Consider the following 25,204-nt stretch of genomic DNA (forward strand, 5'->3'; position numbering starts at 1 on the left):
GCAGGCACCGCGCCGGATCGCTTCCAGTGATCCGGCGCCCCCTTCGAAATTGCTGCGCAAACGAATAGGCTGGGTGTCCGCATCGTCAGCGGGTGCCGGTGGGAGTGACGTCGCCATGGAGAACGGCCCCGATCCTGCTCCTTCCCTGCTGGAGGTGCGCGGGATCAGCAAAAGCTTCGGTGCTGTGCGTGCGTTGCAGGAGGTCGACTTCACGCTGCGTGCCGGCGAGATCCATGCGCTGCTCGGCGAGAACGGCGCCGGCAAGTCAACGATGATCAAGGTGATCACCGGCGTATTCCCGCGCGATGCCGGTATCGTCAGGCTGGGCGGTGAAGAGGTCGCGCCGCGCTCGGCCAAGGCCGCGCTGCAGGCCGGCATCGCTACCGTCTACCAGGAGGTCAATCTGCTGCCGAACCTCTCGGTGGCGCAGAACCTGTTCCTCGACCGGCAGCCGATGCGCTTCGGCATCGTACGTGAGGGCGAGATGCGACGCCGCGCGAAAGCGCTGCTCACCGATTTCGGCCTCGATATCGACGTCGCCGCGCCGCTCGGCAGCTATTCCGTCGCCGTGCAGCACGTCACGGCGATCGCGCGCGCCGTCGATCTCTCCGCGCGCGTGCTGATCCTGGACGAGCCCACAGCGAGCCTCGACCGTCACGAGGTCGAGATCCTCTTTGGCATCATGCGTCAGCTCGCCAAGCGCGGCATCGGCATCGTCTTCGTCAGCCACTTCCTCGATCAGGTCTACGAGATCTCCGACCGCATCACGGTGTTGCGCAACGGCCGCCTGGTCGGCGAGCGCGAGACCGCTTCGCTGCCACGGCTCGAACTGATCCGGATGATGCTCGGCCGCGAGCTGGCGGAGACCACCAGCACCCGGGCGTCGGCGGGAGAGCATCAGTCGCGCCAGGTCTGCGCGAGTTTCGAGAACTACGGCAAGGCCGGCTATGTCGCGCCGTTCAATCTCGAGCTGCGCCATGGCGAGGTCGTGGGTCTCGCCGGCCTGCTCGGCTCGGGCCGGACCGAGACGGCGCGGCTGGTGTTCGGCGCCGAGCGTGCCGATGGCGGGCAGGCGAAGGTGGAGGGGGCGCCGGTGCGGCTCAATTCGCCGCGCGAGGGCGTGCGCCACGGTTTTGGCTATTGCCCGGAGGAACGCAAGACCGACGGCATCGTCGCCGAGCTCACGGTGCGCGAGAACATCGTGCTCGCGCTCCAGGCCAAGCGCGGCCTGCACCGGCCGCTGTCGCGCCGTGAGCAGGACGAGATCGCAGGCCGCTACGTCAAGATGCTCGACATCCGCCCGCCCGATCCGGAGCGCCCGGTGGGCCTGCTGTCAGGCGGCAATCAGCAAAAAGTGCTGCTGGCGCGCTGGCTCGCGACCTCGCCGCGCCTTTTGGTGCTGGACGAGCCGACCCGCGGCATCGACGTCGGCGCGCATGCCGAGATCATCCGCCTGATCCGCGAGCTCTGTGACGACGGGCTGGCGCTGCTGGTGATCTCCTCCGAGCTGGACGAGATCGTGACCTATTCCGACCGCGTGGTGGTGCTGCGCGACCGCGCCCATGTCGAGGAGCTCGCGGGCGAGGCGATCGACGTCGGCAACATTCTCGCGGCCATCGCCGCCGATGGGGCCGGTGTCGCGCATGAGGGCCGGGCATGACAGCGCTGTTGCCGCGCCGCGGCCTTGCCCAGATCCTCGCGTTGATCGTCATCCTGGCGGTCGATCGCATCGTGTCGCCGCAATTCTTCGATCTGCGCCTCCAGGATGGCCGGCTGTTCGGCAGCCTGATCGACGTGCTCAACCGCGGCACGCCGGTGGCGCTGCTCTCGCTCGGCATGGTGCTGGTGATCGCGACGCGCGGCATCGATCTGTCGGTCGGTGCGGTGATGGCAATCTCGGGCGCGATCGCGGCGAGCCTCGCCGACACTCACAGTCTCGCCGTGGTTCTTGCGGCCGCGCTTGGCGCCGGACTTGTCTGCGGATTGTGGAACGGATTTCTCGTCGCGGTGCTCGGCATGCAGCCGATCGTGGCGACGCTGATCCTGATGGTGGCCGGGCGCGGCATCGCGCAGCTCATTACCGAGGGGCGCATCGTGACCTTCTCCTCGCCGGATCTGGTCTGGCTTGGCAATGGCGCGGTGCTCGGCCTGCCGATGCCGGTCGCGATTGCCTTGGGCATGCTGATCCTCACCGGTGCAGTGGTGCGCGGGTCGGCGCTCGGACTGCTGATCGAGGCAACCGGCGGTAATGCGCGGGCGAGCGAGCTTGCCGGCGTCGGCACGCGCGCCATGATCCTGGCGGTCTATGTCTGGTGCGGGATCTGTGCCGCGCTCGCGGGCGTGATCGCGGCGGCCGACATCATGGGCGCCGATGCCAACAATGCCGGCCTCTGGCTCGAGCTCGACGCCATCCTCGCGGTCGTGATCGGCGGCACCTCGCTGTTCGGCGGCCGCTTCAGCCTCGTGCTGGCCGTGCTCGGTGCGCTGATCATCCAGACCATGAACACCGGCATTCTGCTGTCGGGCTATCCACCGGAGTTCAATTTGCTGGTCAAAGCGGTGGTGGTGATGGCGGTGCTGCTGCTGCAATCGCCGAAATTTTCGGGGATTGCCGGGATCGCCGCGCGGCTGCGGAGGGCCAAGGCATGAAAGGCCTGCCGCCCGTCCTCATCACCGCGATCGTGCTCGTTGTCGGCTTTGCGCTCTGCGCGGTGCAATTCCCCAACATCGCCTCGACCCGCGTGGTCGGCAATCTCCTCACCGACAACGCCTTTCTCGGCATCGTCGCCACCGGCATGACCTTCGTCATCATCTCCGGCGGCATCGACCTCTCGGTCGGCTCGGTGATCGGCTTCACCACCGTGTTCGTCGCGCTCGCGATCGAACGCTGGGGCGTGCCGCCGTTGGTCGCCTTCGTCGCCATCCTCGCGCTCTCGGCGGCCTTTGGCGCGGCGATGGGCGCCGTCATCCATGTCTTCGACTTGCCGCCGTTCATCGTGACGCTCGCCGGCATGTTCCTGGCCCGTGGCGCGAGCTTCCTGCTCTCGACGGAATCGGTGCCGATCACCGCGCCCGTTTATTCCACCGTGTCGGACTTCGCCCTGCGGATGCCCGGCGGCGGGCGGTTGACGGCAATCGCGATCATCATGCTCGTGATCGTGATCGGCGGCGCGCTGCTTCTGCATCTCACCCGGTTCGGCGCCAATGTCTACGCGCTTGGCGGCAGCCGGGCGACCGCGAGCCTGATGGGTGTTGCCGTCGGCAAGATGACGGTGAAGATCTACATGCTGTCGAGCCTGCTCGCGGGCATCGCCGGCATCGTCTTCTCATTCTATACCAGCGCCGGCTATTCGCTCTCCGCGGTCGGCGTCGAGCTCGACAGCATCGCGGCCGTCGTGATCGGCGGCACGCTGCTCACGGGCGGGCAGGGCTCGGTGATCGGCACCTTCCTCGGCGTGCTGATCCAGGGCCTGATCCAGACCTACATCAATTTCGACGGGACGCTCTCGAGCTGGTGGACCAAGATCGCGACCGGCGTCCTGCTGTTCGCATTCATCGCCTTGCAGCAGGGGCTGGTCGCGCTCGCGCGGCGGCCGGTGGCGAAGCGCGCGGGAGCAACCACATGACCTCGCGCATTGTCGTCATCCCGACCCGGCGGGCGCATTCCAACCACGCGGAGGTGGCGCGCTCGATCGGCGTCGACATCATCGCGGGCCGCTATGCCGAGGGAACGCGGCTTCCGGGCGATGCCGAGATGATCGCCATGTTCGGCGTGTCGCGGCCGGTGCTGCGCGAGAGCGTGAAGACCCTGGTGGCGAAGGGCCTGCTCACCACCAAGGCGCGGGTCGGCACGGTCGTGCGCGAGCGTGCCGCCTGGAACATGTTCGATGCCGACGTGCTCGCCTGGCATCTGGACGCCGGCATCGACAAGCGCTTCCTCAACGATCTCGCCGAGATTCGCCTCGCGGTCGAGCCGCGCGCCGCCATGCTGGCGGCGACGCACCGTTCCGAGGACGACATTGCCGAACTCCGTCGCTGCATGGACCGCATGCGGCTCGAGGCTTCCGATTCCGTCGGCTTTGCCGACGCCGACCTCGCGCTCCATGTTGCAGTGGCGCGCGCCTCCGGCAATCTGTTCATGCGCTCGATCGGCCACGTGATCGAGGCCGCCCTGCGCGCCTCCTTCCTGCTCAGCGCACCGGTCGAGCCGGAGGACCGTGACACCGTGCTGCTCTGGCACCAGAAGATCGTCGATACCATCGCCGCCGGCGACGTCGAGGGCGCGTCGGAGGCGATGGTTTATGTCATTCACAACGGCATGCGCCGCCACGAGGGCACGGTGATCGTAACCGCGCCGGCCGAGGCATTGCCGTCCGCGGATACTGGAGAAGAAGCGTGACCGAACTTCGCATTGCCATCGTTGGCTTCGGCAAGATCGCGCGCGACCAGCATGTCGGCGCGATTGCGGCGGTTCCGGGCGCGACGCTCGCGGCCGTCGCGAGCCGCAATGCATCGCTGCCGGGACTGCCGCATTTTGCGACCATCGAAGAATTGCTGGAGAAGGGGCCGCACGTCGATGCGGTTTCCCTCTGCACGCCGCCGCAGGTACGGCGTGCCCAGGCCGCCGCGGCGCTCGCTGCCGGCAAGCATGTGATGCTGGAGAAGCCGCCCGGCACCGGCGTTGCCGAGCTCGATCCGCTGATCGCGATGGCAACGGAGGCCAAGCGGACGCTGTTTGCGACCTGGCATTCGCGCTACGCGCCCGCGGTCGAGCCGGCGCGCGAATGGCTTCTCACGCGGCGGATCACCTCCGTGCACATCAACTGGAAGGAAGACGTTCGTGTCTGGCATCCCGGGCAGGGCTGGATCTGGGAGCCGGGCGGGCTCGGCGTGTTCGATCCCGGCATCAACGCGCTCTCGATCCTGACCCGTATTCTTCCCAGGCCGGTGTTCGTCACCGCGGCCGAGCTGGCCTTTCCAGCCAATTGTCAGGCGCCGATCGCCGCGAACCTGACGCTGACCGACATTGGCGGCCTGCCTGTGACCGCCGAGTTCGATTTCCGCCAGACCGGACCGCAGAGTTGGGATATCCTCGTCGCAACCGACCAGGGCCAGTTGACGCTGTCCGGCGGCGGCCGGCGCATGGAGATCGACGGCAAGGCCGTTGCCGAGGCGCCCGATCAGGAATATCGCGAGCTGTACAGGCGCTTCGTCGAGCTCACCGCGACCGGCGCGAGCGATGTCGACCTGGCGCCGCTGCGTCTCGTTGCCGATGCTTTCCTGCTCGGCAAGCGCATGATCGTCGAACCGTTTGTGGATTAGACATGGCTGGCTCAAAAACGATAGAAAAAGACGTCTTCGGAACGCTGCCGGACGGCCGCAACGTCGAGCGTGTCGTGTTGCGCGGGGAGGGCGGATTCGAAGCTCGCATCATCACCCATGGCGCGGTGATCCAGGCGCTGATCGCGCCGGACGCCAAGGGCGGTTACGACGACGTCGTGCTCGGCCATGACGCCTTCGCCGGCTATCTCGCCGAACGAAAGTTCTTTGGGGCCACCGTCGGCCGCTATGCCAATCGCATCGCGAACGGACAGTTCTCGCTCGACGGCGAGGCGGTGCAGCTTCCCGTCAACAACGGGCCGAATGCGCTGCATGGCGGCCTCGACGGCTTCGATCGCAAGCTCTGGGAGATCGCCGACATTGACGACGGTGCGGAGCCGGGCGTCACGCTCACCTATTCGAGTCCGCATGGCGAAGAAAATTATCCCGGCCGGCTCGACGTGCGGCTGACCTATCGCGTCACCGGCCCGGCCGAGCTGTCGCTGATCATGGAGGCCCGGACTGACCGGCCGACCATCGTCAACCTGACCAACCACAGCTTCTTCAATCTGGAAGGTGCGACGTCAGGCACACCGATTCTGGATCATAAACTGACGGTCGCGGCCGACCATTTTCTTGCCATCGACCCGACCGCAATCCCGCTGCCGGAGCCGCCGCGCGGGGTGGCCGGCACGCCGTTCGATTTCCGCGATGCCCAGGCGGTCGGTGCGCGTATCCGGCAGAGCGATCAGCAATTGCGCAACGGCAAGGGCTACGACCACACCTACTGCCTCGGCCTGGACGGCAAGCTTGCGCTCGCGGCGCGGCTGGAGGCGCCGCGCTCTGGGCGTGTCATGGAGCTGTTCACCGATCAGCCCGGCCTTCAGGTCTATTCCGGCAATTATCTCGACGGCACGATCTCGGGCAAGGGCGGCAAACTGATCCGGCAGTCGGATGCCATGTGTCTCGAGCCGCACATGTGGCCGAATTCGCCGAACCGGCCTGATTTTCCGAGCCCGCGCCTCGATCCCGGCGAAGTCTATCGCCATCACACCGTCTATCGCTTCGCGGTGAGGTCGTCATGATCGAAGAGGTGCCGACCTCCGTTCTCTCGGATGATCCCTGCCATCTCGGCGAGGGGCCGACCTATGACGTGACCACCGACACGGCCTGGTGGTTCGACATCCGCGAGGGGCGGCTGTTCGAGGCGCATCTCGGCAGCGGCAGCATTCGCGTCCACGCGCTCGGCCGGATGGCCAGCGGTCTCGGGCGCATCGATGCCGAACGCCAGTTGATCGTCGCCGAAGACGGCCTCTACATCCGCAAGCTCGCCGACGGCGCGATGGCGCTGCTCTGTCCGCTCGAAGCCGACAATCCCGGCACCCGCTCCAACGACGCCCGCGTGCATCAGTCCGGCACGTTCTGGATCGGCACCATGGGCCGCAAGGCCGAGCGGGGGGCGGGCGCGATCTATGCGTTCCATCGCGGCAAGATCTCCACGTTGTTTCCGGGCATCAGCATTCCGAACTCGATCTGCTTCTCGCCTGATGGAGCCACCGGCTATTTCACCGACACCGCGGGCGCGGTGCTCTATTCGGTACCGCTCAATCCCGCGACCGGCCTGCCGCGAGGCGAGCCTGAGGTGCTGTTGCGCCACACCGGCCTCGGCGGCCTCGACGGCTCGGTGTGCGACGCCGACGGGCAGATCTGGAACGCCTGCTGGGGTGCAGGCCGCATCGATGTCTATTCGCCGCAAGGCGAGCGTCTGCGCTCGCTGCGCGTCCCGGCGAAACAGTCCAGCTGCCCGGCCTTCGTCGGCCCTGACCTGTCGCGCCTCCTCGTCACTTCGGCCTGGCAGGACATGGACGCGGCGGCGCGCGGCGCCGATCCGCAAGCCGGCTGCACTTTCCTGTTGCAGGCATCTGCGCGTGGCCGCGCGGAGCCTGACGTCAAGCTCGCATAGGAGGCTCGAAGCCGCACACGACCAACGTTCTCGACGAAACGAAGAAACAGTCTGACACCCAAGGGAGTGAAACATGCTGAAACTGAAGACGACATTCCTCGCGCTGGCGCTGGCCGGCGCTGCGACGATGGCCTCTGGGCTCACCGCCTCCGCGCAGGACAAGGCGACGGTTGGCATTGCCATGCCGACCAAATCGTCGGCACGCTGGATCGACGACGGCAACAACATGGTCAAGGTGCTGAAGGAGCGCGGCTACAACACCGATTTGCAATATGCCGAGGACGACATCCCGAACCAGCTCTCGCAGGTCGAGAACATGGTGACCAAGGGTGCGAAAGCGCTGGTGATCGCCGCGATCGACGGCACCACGCTGTCCGACGTGCTCAAGCAGGCCAAGGCCAAGGGCATCACCATCATCGCCTATGATCGCCTGATCCGCGGCACGCCGAACGTCGACTATTACGCGACCTTCGACAACTTCCAGGTCGGTGTGCTCCAGGCGCAGTCGATCGAACAGGGGCTTGGCCTCAAGGAAGGCAAGGGTCCGTTCAACATCGAGCTGTTCGGCGGCTCGCCCGACGACAACAACGCCTACTTCTTCTACAACGGCGCGATGAGCGTGCTGAAGCCGTATATCGACAGCGGCAAGCTCGTCGTCGTCTCCGGCCAGATGGGCATGGACAAGGTCGCGACCCTGCGTTGGGACGGCGCCACCGCCCAGGCCCGCATGGACAATCTGCTCAGCGCCTACTACGGCAACAAGAAGGTCAACGCGGTGTTGTCGCCGTATGACGGCCTGTCGATCGGCATCATCTCCTCGCTGAAGGGCGTCGGCTATGGCAGCGCCGGCCAGCCGATGCCTGTGATCTCGGGCCAGGATGCCGAGGTACCCTCGATCAAGGCGATGCTGCGCGGCGATCAGTACTCGACCATCTTCAAGGACACCCGCGATCTCGCCAAGGTGACCGCCGACATGGTCGACGCGGCACTCGCCGGCAAGCAGGTCACCGTCAACGACACCAAGACCTACGAGAACGGCGCCAAGACCGTGCCGTCCTATCTGCTGAAGCCGGTCGTGGTCTACAAGGACAATTGGGAGAAGGTCCTGGTCGAGAGCGGCTACTACAAGAAGTCGCAGTTCCAGTAAAACTCTCTCTTCTCCCTCTTCCCGCTTGCGGGGAGAGGGTTGGGGTGAGGGGGACTCTCCACGGGGACGGTGAGAGCTGCCCTTGCGGAGACTCCCCCTCACCCGAAATCCGCGCTATGCGCGCATTTCGGCCTCTCCCCGCAGGCGGGGAGAGGCGAAGCAAAGGACACGACGTAATGACCGCAATGCTGGAGATGCGCGACGTCAGCAAGAGCTTTGCCGGTGTGCAGGCGCTGCGCGACGTCAACTTCTCGGTCCACGCCGGGCAGATCCACGCGCTCGTGGGCGAGAACGGCGCCGGCAAGTCGACGCTGATGAAGGTGCTGAGCGGGGTCTATCCGCATGGCAGCTACGAGGGCACCATTGTCTTTGATGGCGAGGAGCGCCGCTTCCGCGACATCAACGATTCCGAGGCGCTCGGCATCATCATCATCCACCAGGAGCTGGCGCTGATTCCGCTGATGTCGATCGCGGAAAACATCTTCCTGTCGCATCCGCCGTCAAAACTCGGCGTCATCGACCGCGACGAGGTGTACCGGCGCACGCGGGAACTGCTCGCGCAGGTCGGCCTGAAGGAATCTCCTGATACGCTGATCACCGATCTCGGAGTCGGCAAGCAGCAGCTGGTCGAGATCGCGAAGGCGCTGTCCAAGCGGGTGCGGATGCTGATCCTGGACGAGCCGACCGCGAGCCTCAACGAGGCCGACAGTGCCGCGCTGCTCGAGCGGCTGATGGCGTTCCGCGAGCAGGGCATCGGCTCGATCCTGATTTCGCACAAGCTCAACGAGGTCGCCCGCGTCGCCGACCACATCACCGTGCTGCGCGACGGCCGCACCGTCGACGGCATCGACTGCCGCGCCGAGCCGATCCAGGAAGACCGCATCATCCGCAGCATGGTCAACCGCGATCTCGCCCACCGTTTCCCGGAGCGCAGCGCGAAGATCGGCGATCCCGTCCTCACCGTCGAGAACTGGTCGGTCTATCATCCAATTCATCCCGAGCGACAGGTGATCAAGAACGTCGATTTCGGCGTGAAACGCGGCGAGGTCGTCGGCATTGCCGGCCTGATGGGGGCCGGCCGCACCGAGTTCGCCATGAGCCTGTTCGGCCGTTCCTGGGGCACCAATATCAGCGGCCGCATCCGGCTGGAGGGCAGGGAGATCGTGCTGCCGAGCGTCGCGGCGGCGATCGACGCCGGTCTTGCCTATGTCACCGAGGACCGCAAGCAGCTCGGACTGATCCTCGCCGACGACGTCCGCAAGAACATTACGCTCGCAAGCCTCGACCAGGTTGCGCCCGGCCGGGTGATCGACGACATCGCCGAGCTGAAAGTCGCCAGCGATTACCGCAACCGGATGCGTATCCGCTGCTCCGACGTCTACCAGGAGACCGGCCAGCTCTCCGGCGGCAACCAGCAGAAGGTGGTGCTGTCGAAATGGCTGATGACCGACCCCAAGGTGCTGATCCTGGACGAGCCGACCCGGGGCATCGACGTCGGTGCCAAATACGAGATTTACTGTATCATCAACGAGCTTGCGGAGGCCGGTCGCGGCGTCGTGGTCATTTCCTCGGAGATGCCCGAGCTGCTCGGTATCTGCGATCGCATCTGCGTCATGAACGACGGCGCCTTCGTCGGCGAGTTTTCCGGCACTGATGCGACGCAGGAGAAGATCATGCGCGCCATCATGCGCAACGAACGAAGCAATGGAAACGGCGTGCCTGAGGCCGCGGAGATGGGAGGATTGCAGCCATGACCGACAAGACGGTTTCGCTGCCCGAGGAGCGCCGGCACGGCAGCTTCATCAAGAACAATTTGCGCAACTACGGCATGCTGATGTCGCTGATCGCGATCATGCTGTTCTTCCAGGTCATGACCGGCGGCACGCTGCTGCAGCCGCTCAACCTGACCAACCTGGTGCTACAGAACAGCTACATCGTCATCATGGCGCTCGGCATGCTGCTGGTGATCGTGACCGGACACATCGACCTTTCGGTGGGGTCGGTCGCGGGCTTCGTCGGCGCGGTCGCCGCCGTGCTGATGGTGACGTACAAGATCGACTACACGCTCGCCTTCATCGCCTGCCTGCTGCTGGGCGCGGCGATCGGTGCGGCTCAGGGCTATTGGGTCGCCTATTTCGGCATTCCGTCCTTCATCGTCACGCTGGCGGGCATGTTGGTGTTCAAGGGGCTTGCGCTCGCGGTGTTGCAGGGCCAGTCGCTCGGCCCGTTTCCGCCGACCTTCCAGAAATTGTCATCGGGCTTCATTCCGGAGCTCCTCCCTGAAGCCGGTACGCTGCATCCGACCTCGATGCTGATCGGTGCCGTGCTGGCTCTGGGGCTGGTCTATGCCAGCGCCAAGAGCCGCACGCGCGAGCTGTCGCACGGTATCGAGGTCGAACCCTACGCGTTCTTCCTCGGCAAGAGCGTCGTGCTGGCCTGCGCGGTGCTCTATTTCACCTATCTGATCGCGACCTATCGCGGCCTGCCGAACGTGCTGGTGATCATGAGCGTCTTGATCGCGCTTTACGGCTTCGTGACGCGCCGCACCGTGATCGGCCGGCATATCTATGCGGTCGGCGGCAATGCGAAAGCAGCAAAACTGTCGGGCATCAAGACCGAGCGGCTGACCTTCCTCACCTTCGTCAACATGGGCGTGCTGGCCGCGCTCGCGGGCCTCGTCTTCGCTGCGCGCCTCAACACCGCGACGCCGAAAGCAGGGCTCGGCTTCGAGCTCGACGTCATCGCCGCCTGCTTCATCGGCGGCGCCTCGGCCTATGGCGGAGTGGGGCGCGTCGGCGGCGCCGTGGTCGGCGCCATGATCATGGGCGTGATGAACAACGGCATGTCCATCCTCGGTATCGGCATCGACTACCAGCAGGTCATCAAGGGCCTGGTGCTGCTCGGGGCGGTCTGCATCGACGTGTATAATCAGCGGCGGTAGGCGCAAAATCACGTCGCGGGGGTGAGGCTCGGGCGCCGCCCGCGCCATGCGATTACAATTTTCGTCGATTTCGATCACGGCTTCGGCATCGCCAGCGGGTCCGATGCCTCGGGATGACCATGATTTGGGGTCTAGATCCGGGGGGCCGAGCAGGGCACGGGCAGGGCAGCACCAGTGGCGGCTCATATCCACGAGATGACGGACGACGAATTTGAGGGGCGGCTTCGCATCCTCGTGCGCATCGTTTCCGCCTGCACTCTGGGGCTCTGCTCCTTTGCTGCAGGTTTGTTGATCGGGGCCTTTGTTCTGTTTTGAGCAAGGCGATCCAGGCCAAAGCCGGGGAATGAGAGGCGCCGTCGAGCCTTCTTGATCTAGATCAACCGGTGTTCAATTCCGTGCTAGTCTTCTGCGGTGGGCCCAGGGGGATCACGGGGAACTCGCGTGACGCGTACAGTGAGGTCATCGCCGGCTTCGGAGGTGATGCTGGTCTCGACGTTGCCGGCGTTGCAGCTGATCTACGACACTGCCCCGATCGGGCTCGCCTGTCTGTCACCGGACTGCCGCTACCTGCTGATCAACCAGCGCCTGACCGAAATCTGCGGCATATCCGTCGAGGGCCATCTCGGGCATACGGTCAGGGATTGCGTGCCAGCTCTGGCGGAGTCCGTCGAGCAGATCGTCCGCTCGATTATGAAGACCGGCGAGCCCGTGATCGGCATCGAGGTGGCGGGGCAACGGGCCGACCAGGTCGAGGAGCGCTCCTGGGTCACCTATTGGCATCCGCTGCGGATGCCGGACGGCGAAATCGTCGCGGTCAACGTGGCGGCGGAGGAGATCACCGAGCGCAAGCGCGCCGAGCGGGAGATCCGCAGTGCCCGCGATGACGCGGAGACCGCGCTTCGTCATTTGCGCGATATCCAGAGCACTCTGATCGAGGCGGAAAAGCTGGCGGCGCTCGGGCGCATGGTCGCCGGTGTTGCGCACGAGATCAACACCCCGCTCGGCAGCAGCCTGACGGTCGCCTCGACGCTCCAGCGCAAGGCCGAGCAGTTTGCCGCGGAGGTCGCGCGAGGAAATCTCAAGCGTTCGACATTGACGGGCTTTCTGGAGCTGGTGGGCGATGCCTCGGCGCAGCTGGTCACCAATCTCGGCCGCGCCGCCGAACGGGTGCAGTCCTTCAAGCAGGTGGCGGCTGATCAGACCCAGTCACACCGGCGCAGCTTCGATGCTGGCGAGCTGACCGGCCAGGTTCTCTCCCAGTTCGAGCGGCAGCTGCGCACGCGCGACATCGCGCTTGGCCTGAGCTGCGAGCCACAGTTGGCCATGGACAGCTATCCCGGTCCGTTCGGTCAGGTGCTCACCAATCTCGCCGTCAACGCGATGACGCATGCTTTCTCCAGCGACGCAGGAGGGAAGATCGACGTCTCGCTGCGCGCGGCGGGCCACGGGCATATCGAGCTGCTGTTTGCGGACGACGGTTGCGGCATGGCGCCCGACGTGGAGCGGCGGGCCTTCGATCCCTTCTTCACCACACGGCGGCATGACGGCGCGAGCGGCCTTGGCCTGCACATCGTGCACAGCATCGTCGTCGATCGATTGGGCGGAGAGCTCCGGCTCGAAAGCAAGCTGGGCGAGGGCACGCGGTTTCAGCTGGTCCTGCCGAGAACGGCGCCCGGTCCGCGATCAATGGAGAGCTGATCGCGCCCCCGATCCGCGGCGTCCGGATTACTGTGTCGTGAACAGCACCGTCGCGATCGCGACGGAGAGGCTCACTGCCGATACGGTCGCCACGGTCGACAGCACGCCCATGCGCCTCAGCGCGATGGCGAACGCGATGATGATGGGTGTCGCGGTCATCAGGCCGATCTGTGCATCGCTCATGTCATCGCTCGCTGCTCCCCGGGAACCCTGAGCCGGTTCGTACCGCCACCCGGCCGGCCGGACGTTGCGTCGGCGCAAACAAGGCGCACCGGCGATCTCCCAGTTTGCTCTGCGACAATTTCCGAACTGGAAGGGTGAGCTAAAGGTGGCCGGTGTCCTGATCCGGAAAGACGATGTCGGCGGCCGATTGCGAACAACGGGAAACCGGCTGGGGAATTCTGGAAGATCTCCCCGGCGATCCCATGATCTGGGTGCTGATCTTCAGCGAGCTCGTCGCCTTCGGTCTGTTTCTCGGTGCCTTTACGGTCGCGCGCGCGATCCACCCCGCAGTGTTCGCGGCCGGGCAGGCGGCGCTTGATCCGGGTCTCGCCGGGCTGAATACCGTCGTACTCGTGACCAGCGGCTGGGCGGCGGCGCGAGCGACGCGGGCCGCACGGGCCAGCGAGACGCAGGCCTCGCGCCGCTGGCTCCTCGCCGCCATGGCGCTCGGCGGCCTCTTCATCGCGATCAAGCTCGCCGAATATGCCGAAGAGATCGGTCGCGGGATCGGCCTGGAGACCAGCCCGTTCTTCACGCTCTACTTCCTGCTGACCGGCTTCCATCTCCTGCACGTCTGCCTTGGCATCGTGATTCTCGCCGTGGTCTGCCGCCGCGCCGAGGCGTCCGGCGTCGAGACGGGAAGTGCGTTCTGGCACATGGTCGATCTGGTCTGGATCGTGATGTTCCCGATCCTCTATCTGGTAAGGTGACGATGCCCGATCGCCTGGACATCACCTGGATCGCGCTGATCGGCCTCGCGCTGGCGACCATCCTGCTGCCGCCGTTGATGCCAATACCACTGCTCGGCAACGCTTTATTGCTGATCTTCGCCGCCATCAAGGGCCGCCGGATTGCGCTCGACTTCATGGATCTTCGGGCGGCGCCGGCGCTTTGGCGCGGACTCGTGAGCGCATGGATCCTGATCGTGGCGGTGTTCGCCTGGCTCGCATCCGCCGTCGTTGCCCTGATCTGACGACGCCAACGCAGTGCTCATTGCGCCCCGACAAAGACCGGTCCGCCCCAATCGGCAAGATACAGCATCACTGCTTCTTCACGACTGGATTCACAACGGAAAGGACTGGCAATGGCTGAACGCCTGACCAAGTCGGCGGCCCGAAACGTCTTCTACGGCGGCTCGGCCTTTTTCTTCGCCATCTTCATCGGGCTGACGGCGCACAGCCACTATTACATGGCCACGACCTCGACGGACGCGACGACGCTGACATCGTCGGTCGCGCGCGGCAAGCATGTCTGGGAGAAGAACTCCTGCATCAACTGCCACACCCTGCTCGGCGAGGGCGCCTATTTCGCCCCTGAAGTCGGCAATGTCTGGGATCGTTGGGGTGGCAACGAGGACCCGGCCGCTGCGCGCGAGACGCTCAAGGCCTGGATGCAATCGCAGCCTTCGGGGGCGGAGGGCCGGCGGCAGATGCCGCAGTTCAACCTCACCGACCAGGAACTCAACGACCTCGCCGACTTCCTGCAATGGACCAGCAAGATCAAGCGTCAGGAGTGGCCGCCGAACAAGGCCGGCTGAACTCGCTGCATTCGTCTTTCAAGACAGAGAGAATCCGAGATGAAATATCAGACCCAGAAAGTCGCGATGCTGTATTTCTACGGCGCGCTGACCCTGTTCCTGGCCCAGGTCCTGTTTGGCCTCCTCGCCGGAACCATCTACGTCCTGCCCAACACGCTGTCGGTGCTGCTGCCGTTCAACATCGTCAGGATGATCCACACCAACGCGCTGATCGTGTGGTCGCTGATCGGTTTCATGGGCGCGACCTACTTCCTGCTTCCCGAGGAAACCGAGACCGAGCTTTACAGCCCGCTGCTGGCAAAGATCCAGTTCTGGATGTTCTTCGGCGCGGCGGGTGTGGCCGTGGTTGGCTATCTCTTCCACTACCACGAGGGCCGTGAGTTCCTCGAGCAGCCCTTCATCATCAAGGTCGGCATCGTCGTCGTCTGCCTGATGTTCCTGTTCAACGTCACCATGACGGCGCTGAAGGGCCGCAAGACCACGGTCACCAACATCCTGTTGTTCGGCCTGTGGGGCGTTGCGATCTTCTTCCTGTTCGCCTTCTACAATCCGGCCAACCTCGCCGTCGACAAGATGTACTGGTGGTACGTCGTCCATCTCTGGGTCGAAGGCGTCTGGGAGCTGATCATGGCCTCCGTGCTCGCCTATCTCATGATCAAGCTCAACGGCATCGATCGCGAGGTGGTCGAGAAGTGGCTCTATGTGATCATTGGCCTTGCGCTGTTCTCGGGGATTCTCGGCACCGGCCACCACTTCTACTGGATCGGCGCGCCCGGCTACTGGCAGTGGATCGGCTCGCTGTTCTCAACGCTCGAGGTCGCGCCGTTCTTCACCATGGTGATCTTCACGGTGCAGATGACCTGGAAGGCCGGCCGCAAGCATCCGAACCGCGCGGCGCTGCTGTGGTCGGTCGGCTGCTCGGTGATGGCGTTCCTCGGCGCCGGCGTCTGGGGCTTCCTGCACACGCTGTCCTCGGTGAACTACTACACCCACGGCACCCAGGTCACCGCTGCGCACGGCCATCTGGCCTTCTTCGGCGCCTATGTGATGCTCAATCTTTCCGTGATGGCCTACGCGATCCCGCAGATCAAGGGACGTGCGCCCTATAACCAGTGGCTCAGCATGACCAGCTTCTGGATCATGTGCACGGCGATGATGACCATGACTTTCGCGCTGACCTTTGCCGGCGTGATCCAGGTCCATCTCCAGCGCGTGCTCGGCCAGAGCTACATGGACGTGCAGGACCAGCTTGCCTTCTTCTATTGGGTGCGGCTCGGCTCCGGCGTGTTCGTCGCGATCTCTGCGCTGATGTTCGTCTGGGCGGTGCTGGTGCCGGGTCGCGAGAAGCCGGCAACCATTCCCGCCGCGCTGCAGCCGGCCGAGTAAACGCGACGGCGGCCGCGCATGTCGCGGCCGCCGTTCCCAATGATTTCCGGAGAATGACCATGACAGCAGCACTTCACGCCCTGGCGGCGCCCGCGCCTGAGTTACCGGCTTACGTTCCGAGCGGCAACGAATGCGCGCTGTTCGAGCACGCGTGGCGGCATCAGTTGCCGGTTCTCCTCAAAGGGCCGACCGGTTGCGGCAAGACGCGCTTCGTCGCCCACATGGCGGCGCGGCTGGGGTTGCCGCTTCACACTGTCGCCTGCCACGACGATCTCACCGCGGCGGATCTCACCGGCCGCTACCTGCTGAGAGGCGGCGACACCGTGTGGACCGACGGTCCTTTGACGCGCGCGGTGCGCGAAGGCGGCATCTGCTATCTCGACGAGGTGGTGGAGGCGCGCAAGGACGTCACGGTGGTGCTGCATCCGCTCACCGACGACCGCCGCATCCTGCCGCTGGAGCGCACCGGGGAGGAGCTGGCTGCGCCGAAGAGCTTCATGCTCGTGGTCTCCTACAATCCCGGTTACCAGACCCTGCTGAAGGCGCTGAAGCCGTCGACGCGGCAGCGCTTCGTCGCCATCGAATTCGGGTTCCTGCCGCTCGAGCAGGAGATCGCGGTGGTGGCGGCCGAGAGCGGGCTCGCGCCCGACTATGTCAGGCCGCTGGTACTGCTGGCCGGTCGGCTGCGAGCGCTGAAGGGACACGATCTGGAGGAGGGCGTCTCGACCCGTCTCGTCGTCTATTGCGCCACCCTGATTGCCGCCGGAGCCTCGATCGCCGATGCCGTGCTGGCCGGCATGATCGAGCCGCTAACCGATGACGCCGACGTCAAGGCAGCCCTGCTCGACGTCGCGCGCGCCGTGATCTCCTGAGGGTGATGCGATGCTCGATTTCCTCGAGCTTGAAGAGACGGTCGGCCGCGCCTGGCATCGTCTGGTCGGCGGCACGGCGAGCTATCCGGTTCATGCCGAGCATGCGGTGACGCTGTCGGAAGTTCGCAGCCGGATCGCGATCATGTTCCGCGCGCTTGGCGGCGAGACGGGCGTGCAGATCGCGAGCGCGGGGGCCCGCCGGGCGGGGCACCGGCTTGGATGGCGGCAGCGCATCGGGCTCGGCGATGAGCGCCTGGAGCAACCGGGGCGCGATGCCGCGACGATCTTCCTGCCGGACAGCATCGCGATCTTTGCCGATCGCGGGCTGAATGCTGCGCTGTACCGCTGGCTGGCCGCGTGGTTTGCTTTTGCACCGGTCGACGCAATCGCGGAGGCCGATCCGTTGCGGCGCGATCTGTTGATGCTGCGGCGGGCCAGCGAGATCGCGGTGCTTGTGCTGACGGAATGTCCCGGCCTTGCCGAAGATTACGCACGGCTGGCGGCGGAAACGGCCATGGCGCGGCCGCGCCGCCCGTTGCCGCACATCGAGCAGGACATGGAGCAGATCGTGCTCGCTCTGCTCGGCGCCGATACGCCGCCGGTGGGAAAGCTGTGGCCGGCGATGATGGGGACAGGGCCGCTGCCGGACAAGGCGCCGCCGGGCTATCATTCGATCCTGCCATGCCCGCTCTGGGGTGACTGCTGGACGCGCGAGCTCTCGCCCGCGCATGCGGCTGAGGACGAATGCGCACCGGGCGCAGAGGCCGCCGCGAAGGATGATCGCAAGCGCTTCGCCGCGCGCGAGCCCGAAGACGGCGCCAACCGCCGCGATCCCTTCGTGCTCAATCGGTTCGAGAAGATCCTCGCGATGGCCGAGATGGTCAATGTCGACCGCCCGGATGACGACAGCGAGGACGAGGATGCGCAGAAGGCCGCCGATGATCTCGAGGAGATCACGCTCAGCCGCCGCAGCGGCAAGCCGGCGAGCCGGCTCAAATTCGATCTCGACCTGCCGCCGGAAGCCCTCGATGCCTCGCGATTGAACGCGGACCTGACTTATCCCGAATGGGATTACCGCGGCAGCTGCTATCTGCCTGATCATTGCCGCGTGCTCGCGGGCGCCGCGTCCGAGCTGGGCGAGACCTGGGCGCCCGACGAGACGATGCGTCGCCACATCCGCCAGGTACGCCGCCGCTTCGAGATATTGCGGCCGCGCCACGAATTGATGCCCGCGCAAGCCGATGGTCATGATCTCGACCTCGACGCGCTTGTGCGTGCGCGCTGCGATCTCCGCGCCGGAAGTGGCGGAGGCGGTCTCGATCGCGTCCATGTGGCAATGCGACCGCGAGGGGACGATCTTGCCGTCACGTTGCTCGTCGACGTCTCGCTCTCGACGGACGCCTGGGTCGACGGCTATCGGGTGCTCGACGTCGAGAAGGAAGCGCTGCTCGTGCTTGCCCATGGGCTGGCGGCCTGCGGCGATCACCACAGCATCCTCACCTTCACCTCGCGCCGGCGTTCCTGGGTGCGGCTCGAAACCGTCAAGGCTTTCGGCGAGCCGATGAGCGGTGCGGTGGAACGCCGCATCGGCGCACTGAAGCCTGGCTATTACACGCGGATCGGCGCGGCGGTGCGCCACGCCTCGGCCGAGCTCGCGCGCCAGCCGCAGCGCAAGAAGCTGCTGCTCGTCCTCACCGACGGCAAGCCGAACGATGTCGATCATTATGAGGGACGGTTTGCGGTCGAAGACACGCGGAAAGCCGTGCAGGAGGCGCGCCGGCTCGGCATCGCGGTCTTCGGCGTGACGGTCGATGCTGCCGCGCAATCCTATTTCCCGACGCTGTTCGGCCGCAGCGGCTACGCCATCGTCGGCAATATCCGTCGATTGCCCGCAGCGCTGCCGGCGATCTATCGGCAAGTCGCCCATTGAACTAGAGAGGACCCGCCGCGCGTCTTCGCCGGTGAACTATTGCTCAAACATTGGGTATATGATCGAATAGCCGGATGGACCAAAGCCGGCAAAGGCCCGATCTTGTTATCTTCGACTGCGACGGCGTGCTCGTCGACAGCGAGCTGCTGAGCTGCCAGTGCCTGTCGGACGAGCTGTCCGGATTTGGGATATCGCTGACACTTGTAGAGGCGCTGGAACTCTTTCTCGGACGCAGCACCAGCGCGATCACGCAGCATTATCGTGAGCTCGGCCAGGCAGTGCCGGTCGACTTTCCCGTCCGGCTGAAGTCGCGGGTGCTGGCCGCCTTCGAGAAGGCGCTCCACCCGATTCCAGATATCGATACCGTGTTGTCCGGCCTGCGTGTGCCCAATTGCGTGGCCTCGTCGAGTGATCTCGACCGCGTCGCGCTGTCGCTGAGGGTGACCGGTCTCATGCCGCATTTCGGCGACCGGATCTACACGGCGCAGATGGTCACGCACGGCAAGCCCGCGCCGGATCTCTTTCTCCACGCGGCGGAGAAAATGGGCGCGCAGCCCGCGCGCACGCTGGTGATCGAGGACAGCGTCAGTGGCGTGCTGGCCGCGAAGGCGGCCGGCATGACCGTCTGGGGATTTGTCGGTGGCAGCCATTATCGCGGGCGCAACGGGCGGGCTATATTGTCCGAAGCCGGGGCCGATCGGGTCTTTGCGCAGATGAGCGATTTCTGGAAGGAGGCGTGACGCCTGCCATGGCCGCCGAGAACGACAAATCGAGACTCGACGATGCCGCGCGGGCCGGCTGGCTCTATTTCATAGCCGGTCACACCCAGGACGAGATCGCAAAGATGCTCCAGGTCTCGCGTGCCTCTGCGCAGCGGCTGGTCTCGCTGTGCCTCGCCGAGCGTCTCATCACCTTCCGGCTCGAGCATCCCATCGCCGCCTGCATGGAACTTGCTGCGCGGTTGAAGGAGCGGTTCAATCTGGTCCATTGCGAGGTTGTGCCGGCCGATCCGGCGGCGCCGCAGGCCACAGCGGGCATCGCCGAACGCTGCGCCAACCTGCTGGATTCGACGCTGCGCTCGGAAACGCCGGTCATCGTCGCGCTCGGCACGGGACGGGCGGTGCGCGCCGCCGTCGAGCGCGTCACGCCGATCGACCGGCCCAACCACCAGATCGTTTCGCTGGTCGGCAACATCTCCGCCGACGGCTCGGCGAGCTTCTACGATACCGTCGGCCGGCTCGCCGACCGCACCGGCGCGCGGCACTACCCGATGCCGCTGCCGTTCCTGATGTCGTCGGAGGACGAGCGCAACAAGATGGTGCGCATCGAGCCGATCGCAAAGGTGAAGGCGGTCGCGGTGAAGGCGGACTTGCGCCTCGTCGGCATCGGCCAGATGGACCAGAAGGCGCAGATCCATGTCGACGGATTCGTCACCCGCGACGAATTGTTCGAGATGATGCGGCAGGGGGCGATCGGCGAGATCACCGGCTGGGCCTATGATTCCAAGGGCCGCCTGCTCAAGGCCGGCACCAACAAGCGCCTCACCAGCATCCCGCCGGAAGTACCGGCCAAGACCACGACGATCGGCGCCGCGGTCGGTGCGGCCAAGGTGTCGGCGATCGCGGCCGCACTGAACGGGCACCTGATCAATGGCCTGATCACGGACGAGGCGACGGCAAGGGCGATTCTGGAACGGTAGGGGCGAGCTCGCCACTTGCTCCGCTGTCATCGTCCGCCTTGTGCGCAATTGCGCACTGGGGCGGACGATCCAGTACGCCGCGGCTTCACTTGGGGCAAACCAATAGACGACACGGAGTACTGGATGCCCCGCCGGAGCCTGTCATCGGGCTCGCCGAAGGCGAAGACCCGGTGGCGGGGCATGACAGCTTGGGCGGGGCTGCGACCTCTCATCCACTCCCGCACCGCAGCACTCATAAGTTGCGGGAACGCGCTCGCGACTGCTTGACAATCCCAGGCCTTGAGTTGAACATACGCTCAACGCGTGGGCATATGCTCAAAAGCGCGAGCCTTAGGGAGGTCACCGTGAAACACGTCCTCGGCGCCGTCTGCGGCGCGTCTTGCCTGCTGCTGGCCGTCCCCGCGATGGCCGAAACGACCCTGACGATCGCCACCGTCAACAACGGTGACATGATCCGCATGCAGGGGCTCACCAGCGAATTCACCAAGAAGAATCCAGACATCACCGTGAAATGGGTGACTCTGGAGGAGAACGTGCTGCGCCAGCGCGTCACCACCGACATCGCCACCAAGGGTGGTCAGTTCGACGTTTTGACCATCGGCACCTATGAGGTGCCGATCTGGGCCAAGAAGGGCTGGCTGGTGCCGCTTGCCAATCTCGGCGCCGATTACGACGTCGCCGACCTGCTGCCGAAGATCAAGGACGCCGTCTCGGTCGACGGCAAGCTCTATGCCGCGCCTTTCTATGGCGAGAGCTCGATGGTGATGTACCGCACCGATCTGTTCGAGAAGGCCGGCCTGAAAATGCCGGAGAAGCCGACCTGGGAATTCATCATCGACGCGGCCAAGAAGCTCACCGACAAGAGCGCGGGCGTGTACGGCATCTGCCTGCGCGGCAAGGCCGGCTGGGGCGAGAACATGGCCTTCCTTTCGGCCATGGCCAATTCCTACGGCGCGCGCTGGTTCGACGAGAAGTGGGAGCCGCAGTTCAACACGCCGGAATGGAAGACGACGCTCACGACCTACGTCAATCTGATGAAGGATGCCGGCCCTCCCGGCGCGAGCTCCAACGGCTTCAACGAGAACCTCGCGCTATTCAACGCCGGCAAGTGCGGCATGTGGATCGATGCCACAGTCGCGGCGTCCTTCGTCACCAATCCCAAGGACTCCAAGGTCGCCGACAAGGTCGGTTTTGCGCTCGCGCCCAACACGGGGCTCGGCAAGAACGCCAACTGGCTGTGGGCCTGGAATTTGGCGATCCCCGCCGGCTCCAAGAAGACGGAAGCGGCGGAGAAGTTCATCGCCTGGGCGACGAGCAAGGACTACACAAAACTCGTGGCGTCGAAGGAAGGCTGGGCCAACGTGCCGCCGGGCACGCGCACCTCGCTCTACCAGAACGAGGACTATCTGAAGGTCGCGCCGTTCGCGAAGCTGACGCTGGCTTCGATCGATGCTGCCGATCCGAACAAGCCCACCGTGAAACCGGTGCCTTACGTCGGCGTGCAATACGCGGCGATCCCCGAATTCCAGGGCATCGGCACGCAGGTGGGCCAGCAATTCTCCGCGGCGCTCGCGGGATCGATGACGGTCGATGCCGCGCTCACTGCGGCGCAGTCCGCCACCGAGCGCGAGATGAAGCGCGCCGGCTACATCAAGTGAATCCGAGCTCTCCCTGAGCTCAAACTTGCGGCCATCCACCACCCCAGCCCCGGATGGATGGCCGCCTTCTTCCCGCAAGCGGAGAAGTTAGGGATGGCAACCCGGCAGACGCAGCTTCTTGCGCGCTCGCTCCTGACGCCTGCGGTCGGGCTGCTCTTCATCTGGATGATCGTCCCGCTGGCGCTGACGATCTATTTCTCGACCCTGCATTACAGCCTGCTCGATCCCGGCTCGGAATCGTTCGTGGGCCTTGAGAACTTCCGCTACTTCCTCACCGATCCCGCCTTCCTCGCCTCGCTCCAGAACACGCTGGTGCTGGTCGGCTCGGTGCTCGCGCTGACCATCCTGCTCGGCATTCCGCTGGCGCTGCTGATGGACCAGCCCGTGATCGGGCGCAATTTCGTCCGGCTGATGGTGATCGCGCCGTTCTTCGTGATGCCGACGGTGAGCGCGCTGGTCTGGAAGAACCTGCTGATGCACCCGGTCTCCGGCCTGTTCGCCTGGCTCGCCTCGTTGTTCCACCTGACGCCGATCGACTGGTTCAACGACGTGCCGCTGTTTGCGGTGATCCTGATCGTCGCCTGGCAATGGCTGCCGTTCGCGACGCTGATCCTGCTCACCGCGCTGCAATCGCTCGACGAGGAGCAGAAGGAAGCCGCCGAGATGGACGGCGCCAGTGCCGTCTCGACCTTCATCTACATCACGCTGCCGCACCTGGCGCGTCCGATCACGGTGGTGATCCTGATCGAGACCATCTTCCTGCTCACCGTGTTCGCCGAGATCTTCGTCACCACCGGCGGAGGGCCGGGCCTGCAGACCACCAACATCGCCTTCCTGATCTATTCGCAGGCGCTGATCCAGTTCGACGTCGGCAGCGCCTCGGCGGGCGGGCTCGTGGCGGTGGTGATCGCCAACATCGTTGCCTTCTTTCTCGTCCGCATCGTCGGCCGCAATCTGGAGGCTTGAAGCATGGCGCGGATGGCGACGACAAGGCGGGTGGTGGTCTCGACGATCGGGGCGTGGTTCTTCGGCTTCCTGATTTTCTTCCCGATCCTCTGGATGGTGCTGGCGAGCTTCAAGACCGAGCTTGAGGCCTTCGCCGTGCCGCCGTCCTTCCTGTTCTTCCACTGGACCACGGAAAACTACGCGACCGTGCAGGAGCGCAGCGATTACTTCCATCACGCGATGAACTCGATCATCATCGCCGGCGGCTCGACTCTCATTGCGCTGCTGATCGCCATTCCCGCGGCGTGGTCGATGGCGTTCTCGCCGACCAAGCGCACCAAGGACATCCTGCTCTGGATGCTCTCGACCAAGATGATGCCGCCGGTTGGCGTGCTGGTGCCGATCTACCTGATCTTCAAGACCTTCGGCCTGCTCGATTCCCGCGTCGGCCTCGTCTTCATCCTGTGCCTCGGCAATCTGCCGATCGTGATCTGGATGCTGTTCACCTATTTCAAGGAGATCCCGCGCGACATCCTCGAAGCCGCGCGCATGGACGGCGCCACCATCGGCCGCGAGCTCGTCTATGTGCTGACGCCGATGGCGATCCCGGGGCTGGCCTCGACCTTGCTGCTGAATCTCATCCTCGCCTGGAACGAGGCGTTCTGGACGCTCAATCTGTCGACCTCGAACGCCGCGCCGCTCACGACCTTCATCGCCTCCTATTCGAGCCCGGAAGGGCTGTTCTGGGCCAAGCTGTCGGCGGCCTCGACGCTGGCGATCGCGCCCATTCTCGTCCTCGGTTGGTTCAGCCAGAAGCAGCTCGTGCGCGGGCTCACCTTTGGCGCGGTGAAGTAGAGGGGCTGCCATGGGTCAGATCACACTTCAGGGCGTGCAGAAATCCTTCGGCCCCGTGCACATCATCAAGGGCGCCGACCTCGAGATCGCCGATGGCTCCTTCGTGGTGTTCGTCGGGCCCTCGGGCTGCGGCAAGACCACGCTGCTGCGGCTGATCGCCGGGCTCGAAGACGTCTCCGGCGGCAAGATCCTGATCGATGGCAAGAACGTCGTCGACACGCCGCCCGCCAAGCGCGGGCTCTCCATGGTGTTCCAGTCCTACGCGCTCTATCCGCACATGAGCGTGCGCGGCAATATCGGTTTTGGCCTGAAGATGGCGGGCCTTTCCAGGGACGAAACCAACCGGAAGGTCGAGGCTGCTGCCGCGACGCTCAATCTCACGCCCTATCTCGACCGCAAGCCGCGCGAGCTGTCCGGCGGCCAGCGCCAGCGCGTCGCGATCGGCCGCGCCATCGTCCGCGAGCCCAAGGCGTTCCTGTTCGACGAGCCGCTGTCCAACCTCGACGCGGCGCTGCGCGTGCAGATGCGCATCGAGGTGACGCGGCTCCAGAAGCAGCTCGGCACCACCGCGATCTACGTCACCCACGACCAGGTCGAGGCCATGACCATGGCCGACAAGATCGTCGTGCTCAATGGCGGCAAGATCGAGCAATATGGCTCGCCGCTGGAGCTCTATGAGCGGCCCGCCAATCTCTTCGTCGCCGGCTTCATCGGCTCGCCCAAGATGAACTTCGTCACCGGCGAGCCGGCATTGCAGAAGGGCGCGGCGACGATCGGCGTGCGGCCGGAGCATCTCAAGATCGAGCGCGACGGTGCCGGCGGCTGGCAGGGAACGATTTCGGTGGCCGAGCACCTCGGTAGCGACACCTTCCTTTATGTCGATGCCGGACCACTCGGCATGCTGACGGCGCGCTACATCGGCGAGTTGAGCCTGCATGCCGGCGATCGCGTATCGCTGGTGCCGGACCCCGCACGCATTCACCGCTTCGACCAGAGCGGCAACGCGCTTCGAGGCTGACAAGAAACGGCAAG

At 65.2% G+C, this 25,204-nt stretch carries 24 protein-coding genes; 23 read left to right on the top strand and 1 reads right to left on the bottom strand.

Annotated elements, in window-relative coordinates:
* The first annotated feature begins 115 nt into the window (after nt 1-115).
* The 11 genes from NLM15_RS14910 to NLM15_RS14960 all read left to right on the top strand — a co-directional run bounded on the left by NLM15_RS14910 (nt 116) and on the right by NLM15_RS14960 (nt 13,068).
* Nucleotides 116-1,660, top strand: coding sequence for a sugar ABC transporter ATP-binding protein (locus NLM15_RS14910; protein ID WP_254117821.1), 1,545 nt, complete (start codon nt 116-118; stop codon nt 1,658-1,660).
* Complete coding sequence (locus NLM15_RS14915) at nt 1,657-2,649, top strand: ABC transporter permease (RefSeq protein WP_254117822.1); 993 nt, start codon at nt 1,657-1,659, stop codon at nt 2,647-2,649. The genes NLM15_RS14910 and NLM15_RS14915 overlap by 4 nt, the downstream gene beginning before the upstream one ends.
* Nucleotides 2,646-3,626, top strand: a complete 981-nt coding sequence (gene yjfF / locus NLM15_RS14920; RefSeq protein WP_254117823.1) for a galactofuranose ABC transporter, permease protein YjfF — start codon at nt 2,646-2,648, stop codon at nt 3,624-3,626. Before NLM15_RS14915 ends, yjfF begins: the two co-directional genes overlap by 4 nt.
* Nucleotides 3,623-4,399 carry a FadR/GntR family transcriptional regulator gene (locus tag NLM15_RS14925; RefSeq protein WP_254117824.1) on the top strand — a complete coding sequence of 259 codons (777 nt, stop codon included), beginning with the start codon at nt 3,623-3,625 and terminating at the stop codon, nt 4,397-4,399. The genes yjfF and NLM15_RS14925 overlap by 4 nt, the downstream gene beginning before the upstream one ends.
* On the top strand, nt 4,396-5,322 hold the full coding sequence (locus NLM15_RS14930) for a Gfo/Idh/MocA family oxidoreductase (protein WP_254117825.1): 927 nt from the start codon (nt 4,396-4,398) through the stop codon (nt 5,320-5,322). The genes NLM15_RS14925 and NLM15_RS14930 overlap by 4 nt, the downstream gene beginning before the upstream one ends.
* A gap of 2 nt (nt 5,323-5,324) precedes the next feature.
* The gene (locus tag NLM15_RS14935) at nt 5,325-6,404 is read left to right on the top strand and encodes an aldose epimerase family protein (protein WP_254117826.1); all 1,080 of its coding nucleotides are present in this window, start codon (nt 5,325-5,327) and stop codon (nt 6,402-6,404) included.
* A complete protein-coding gene (locus tag NLM15_RS14940) occupies nt 6,401-7,282 on the top strand; it encodes an SMP-30/gluconolactonase/LRE family protein (RefSeq protein ID WP_254117827.1) in 882 nt (293 codons plus the stop codon). Before NLM15_RS14935 ends, NLM15_RS14940 begins: the two co-directional genes overlap by 4 nt.
* Nucleotides 7,283-7,355: 73 nt before the next feature.
* Nucleotides 7,356-8,429: a multiple monosaccharide ABC transporter substrate-binding protein gene (gene chvE / locus NLM15_RS14945; protein ID WP_254117828.1), complete on the top strand. Its 1,074-nt coding sequence runs from the start codon at nt 7,356-7,358 to the stop codon at nt 8,427-8,429.
* A 176-nt stretch (nt 8,430-8,605) separates the two neighbouring features.
* Nucleotides 8,606-10,183, top strand: a complete 1,578-nt coding sequence (gene mmsA / locus NLM15_RS14950; protein ID WP_254117829.1) for a multiple monosaccharide ABC transporter ATP-binding protein — start codon at nt 8,606-8,608, stop codon at nt 10,181-10,183.
* On the top strand, nt 10,180-11,370 hold the full coding sequence (gene mmsB / locus NLM15_RS14955; RefSeq protein ID WP_254117830.1) for a multiple monosaccharide ABC transporter permease: 1,191 nt from the start codon (nt 10,180-10,182) through the stop codon (nt 11,368-11,370). The genes mmsA and mmsB overlap by 4 nt, the downstream gene beginning before the upstream one ends.
* A 441-nt stretch (nt 11,371-11,811) precedes the next feature.
* Nucleotides 11,812-13,068 carry a sensor histidine kinase gene (locus NLM15_RS14960; RefSeq protein ID WP_254117831.1) on the top strand — a complete coding sequence of 419 codons (1,257 nt, stop codon included), beginning with the start codon at nt 11,812-11,814 and terminating at the stop codon, nt 13,066-13,068.
* 27 nt (nt 13,069-13,095) lie between these two features.
* On the opposite strand, the gene NLM15_RS14965 is transcribed toward NLM15_RS14960, so the two are convergent.
* Nucleotides 13,096-13,251, bottom strand: coding sequence for a hypothetical protein (locus tag NLM15_RS14965; protein ID WP_085965373.1), 156 nt, complete (start codon nt 13,249-13,251; stop codon nt 13,096-13,098).
* Between the two features lie 173 nt (nt 13,252-13,424).
* Here NLM15_RS14965 and NLM15_RS14970 point away from each other — a divergent pair, with 173 nt between their 5' ends.
* The 12 genes from NLM15_RS14970 to NLM15_RS15025 all read left to right on the top strand — a co-directional run bounded on the left by NLM15_RS14970 (nt 13,425) and on the right by NLM15_RS15025 (nt 25,190).
* Nucleotides 13,425-14,000 (top strand): cytochrome c oxidase subunit 3 family protein, encoded by a 576-nt coding sequence (locus NLM15_RS14970; protein ID WP_254117832.1) that lies wholly within the window; start codon nt 13,425-13,427, stop codon nt 13,998-14,000.
* A 2-nt stretch (nt 14,001-14,002) separates the two neighbouring features.
* Nucleotides 14,003-14,263 carry a cytochrome C oxidase subunit IV family protein gene (locus NLM15_RS14975; protein ID WP_254117833.1) on the top strand — a complete coding sequence of 87 codons (261 nt, stop codon included), beginning with the start codon at nt 14,003-14,005 and terminating at the stop codon, nt 14,261-14,263.
* Between the two features lie 111 nt (nt 14,264-14,374).
* Entirely contained in the window at nt 14,375-14,827 is a 453-nt protein-coding gene (locus NLM15_RS14980; protein ID WP_085399418.1) for a cytochrome c, read from the top strand.
* A gap of 39 nt (nt 14,828-14,866) precedes the next feature.
* Complete coding sequence (locus NLM15_RS14985; RefSeq protein ID WP_254117834.1) at nt 14,867-16,213, top strand: cbb3-type cytochrome c oxidase subunit I; 1,347 nt, start codon at nt 14,867-14,869, stop codon at nt 16,211-16,213.
* A gap of 59 nt (nt 16,214-16,272) precedes the next feature.
* On the top strand, nt 16,273-17,085 hold the full coding sequence (locus tag NLM15_RS14990; protein WP_254117835.1) for a CbbQ/NirQ/NorQ/GpvN family protein: 813 nt from the start codon (nt 16,273-16,275) through the stop codon (nt 17,083-17,085).
* 10 nt (nt 17,086-17,095) lie between these two features.
* Nucleotides 17,096-19,015, top strand: a complete 1,920-nt coding sequence (locus NLM15_RS14995) for a nitric oxide reductase activation protein NorD (RefSeq protein ID WP_254117836.1) — start codon at nt 17,096-17,098, stop codon at nt 19,013-19,015.
* A gap of 74 nt (nt 19,016-19,089) precedes the next feature.
* Nucleotides 19,090-19,755 (top strand): HAD family hydrolase, encoded by a 666-nt coding sequence (locus NLM15_RS15000; RefSeq protein WP_254117837.1) that lies wholly within the window; start codon nt 19,090-19,092, stop codon nt 19,753-19,755.
* An 8-nt stretch (nt 19,756-19,763) separates the two neighbouring features.
* A complete protein-coding gene (locus tag NLM15_RS15005) occupies nt 19,764-20,714 on the top strand; it encodes a sugar-binding transcriptional regulator (RefSeq protein ID WP_254124244.1) in 951 nt (316 codons plus the stop codon).
* Between the two features lie 344 nt (nt 20,715-21,058).
* Nucleotides 21,059-22,372, top strand: a complete 1,314-nt coding sequence (locus NLM15_RS15010; RefSeq protein WP_254117838.1) for an extracellular solute-binding protein — start codon at nt 21,059-21,061, stop codon at nt 22,370-22,372.
* A gap of 93 nt (nt 22,373-22,465) precedes the next feature.
* On the top strand, nt 22,466-23,338 hold the full coding sequence (locus tag NLM15_RS15015) for a carbohydrate ABC transporter permease (protein WP_254117839.1): 873 nt from the start codon (nt 22,466-22,468) through the stop codon (nt 23,336-23,338).
* Nucleotides 23,339-23,341: 3 nt separating this feature from the next.
* A complete protein-coding gene (locus tag NLM15_RS15020; RefSeq protein ID WP_254117840.1) occupies nt 23,342-24,172 on the top strand; it encodes a carbohydrate ABC transporter permease in 831 nt (276 codons plus the stop codon).
* Between the two features lie 10 nt (nt 24,173-24,182).
* Nucleotides 24,183-25,190 carry an ABC transporter ATP-binding protein gene (locus NLM15_RS15025; RefSeq protein ID WP_254117841.1) on the top strand — a complete coding sequence of 336 codons (1,008 nt, stop codon included), beginning with the start codon at nt 24,183-24,185 and terminating at the stop codon, nt 25,188-25,190.
* Nucleotides 25,191-25,204 lie beyond the last annotated feature (14 nt).

The sequence above is a fragment of the Bradyrhizobium sp. CCGB20 genome (genome assembly GCF_024199855.1).
Classification (GTDB): Bacteria; Pseudomonadota; Alphaproteobacteria; order Rhizobiales; family Xanthobacteraceae; genus Bradyrhizobium.

What these genes read in the sequence shown, in the direction of transcription:
- NLM15_RS14980 (WP_085399418.1), top strand. Translation starts at nt 14,375, where the DNA reads ATGGCTGAACGCCTGACCAAGTCGGCGGCCCGAAACGTCTTCTACGGC.
- NLM15_RS14915 (WP_254117822.1), top strand. Translation starts at nt 1,657, where the DNA reads ATGACAGCGCTGTTGCCGCGCCGCGGCCTTGCCCAGATCCTCGCGTTG.
- NLM15_RS15005 (WP_254124244.1), top strand. Translation starts at nt 19,764, where the DNA reads ATGGCCGCCGAGAACGACAAATCGAGACTCGACGATGCCGCGCGGGCC.
- NLM15_RS15020 (WP_254117840.1), top strand. Translation starts at nt 23,342, where the DNA reads ATGGCGCGGATGGCGACGACAAGGCGGGTGGTGGTCTCGACGATCGGG.
- NLM15_RS14940 (WP_254117827.1), top strand. Translation starts at nt 6,401, where the DNA reads ATGATCGAAGAGGTGCCGACCTCCGTTCTCTCGGATGATCCCTGCCAT.
- NLM15_RS14970 (WP_254117832.1), top strand. Translation starts at nt 13,425, where the DNA reads ATGTCGGCGGCCGATTGCGAACAACGGGAAACCGGCTGGGGAATTCTG.
- NLM15_RS14910 (WP_254117821.1), top strand. Translation starts at nt 116, where the DNA reads ATGGAGAACGGCCCCGATCCTGCTCCTTCCCTGCTGGAGGTGCGCGGG.
- NLM15_RS15015 (WP_254117839.1), top strand. Translation starts at nt 22,466, where the DNA reads ATGGCAACCCGGCAGACGCAGCTTCTTGCGCGCTCGCTCCTGACGCCT.
- NLM15_RS14935 (WP_254117826.1), top strand. Translation starts at nt 5,325, where the DNA reads ATGGCTGGCTCAAAAACGATAGAAAAAGACGTCTTCGGAACGCTGCCG.
- NLM15_RS14990 (WP_254117835.1), top strand. Translation starts at nt 16,273, where the DNA reads ATGACAGCAGCACTTCACGCCCTGGCGGCGCCCGCGCCTGAGTTACCG.
- mmsB (WP_254117830.1), top strand. Translation starts at nt 10,180, where the DNA reads ATGACCGACAAGACGGTTTCGCTGCCCGAGGAGCGCCGGCACGGCAGC.
- NLM15_RS15025 (WP_254117841.1), top strand. Translation starts at nt 24,183, where the DNA reads ATGGGTCAGATCACACTTCAGGGCGTGCAGAAATCCTTCGGCCCCGTG.
- NLM15_RS14995 (WP_254117836.1), top strand. Translation starts at nt 17,096, where the DNA reads ATGCTCGATTTCCTCGAGCTTGAAGAGACGGTCGGCCGCGCCTGGCAT.
- NLM15_RS14965 (WP_085965373.1), bottom strand. Translation starts at nt 13,251, where the DNA reads ATGAGCGATGCACAGATCGGCCTGATGACCGCGACACCCATCATCATC.
- NLM15_RS14985 (WP_254117834.1), top strand. Translation starts at nt 14,867, where the DNA reads ATGAAATATCAGACCCAGAAAGTCGCGATGCTGTATTTCTACGGCGCG.
- mmsA (WP_254117829.1), top strand. Translation starts at nt 8,606, where the DNA reads ATGACCGCAATGCTGGAGATGCGCGACGTCAGCAAGAGCTTTGCCGGT.
- NLM15_RS14975 (WP_254117833.1), top strand. Translation starts at nt 14,003, where the DNA reads ATGCCCGATCGCCTGGACATCACCTGGATCGCGCTGATCGGCCTCGCG.
- yjfF (WP_254117823.1), top strand. Translation starts at nt 2,646, where the DNA reads ATGAAAGGCCTGCCGCCCGTCCTCATCACCGCGATCGTGCTCGTTGTC.
- NLM15_RS14925 (WP_254117824.1), top strand. Translation starts at nt 3,623, where the DNA reads ATGACCTCGCGCATTGTCGTCATCCCGACCCGGCGGGCGCATTCCAAC.
- chvE (WP_254117828.1), top strand. Translation starts at nt 7,356, where the DNA reads ATGCTGAAACTGAAGACGACATTCCTCGCGCTGGCGCTGGCCGGCGCT.
- NLM15_RS15000 (WP_254117837.1), top strand. Translation starts at nt 19,090, where the DNA reads ATGGACCAAAGCCGGCAAAGGCCCGATCTTGTTATCTTCGACTGCGAC.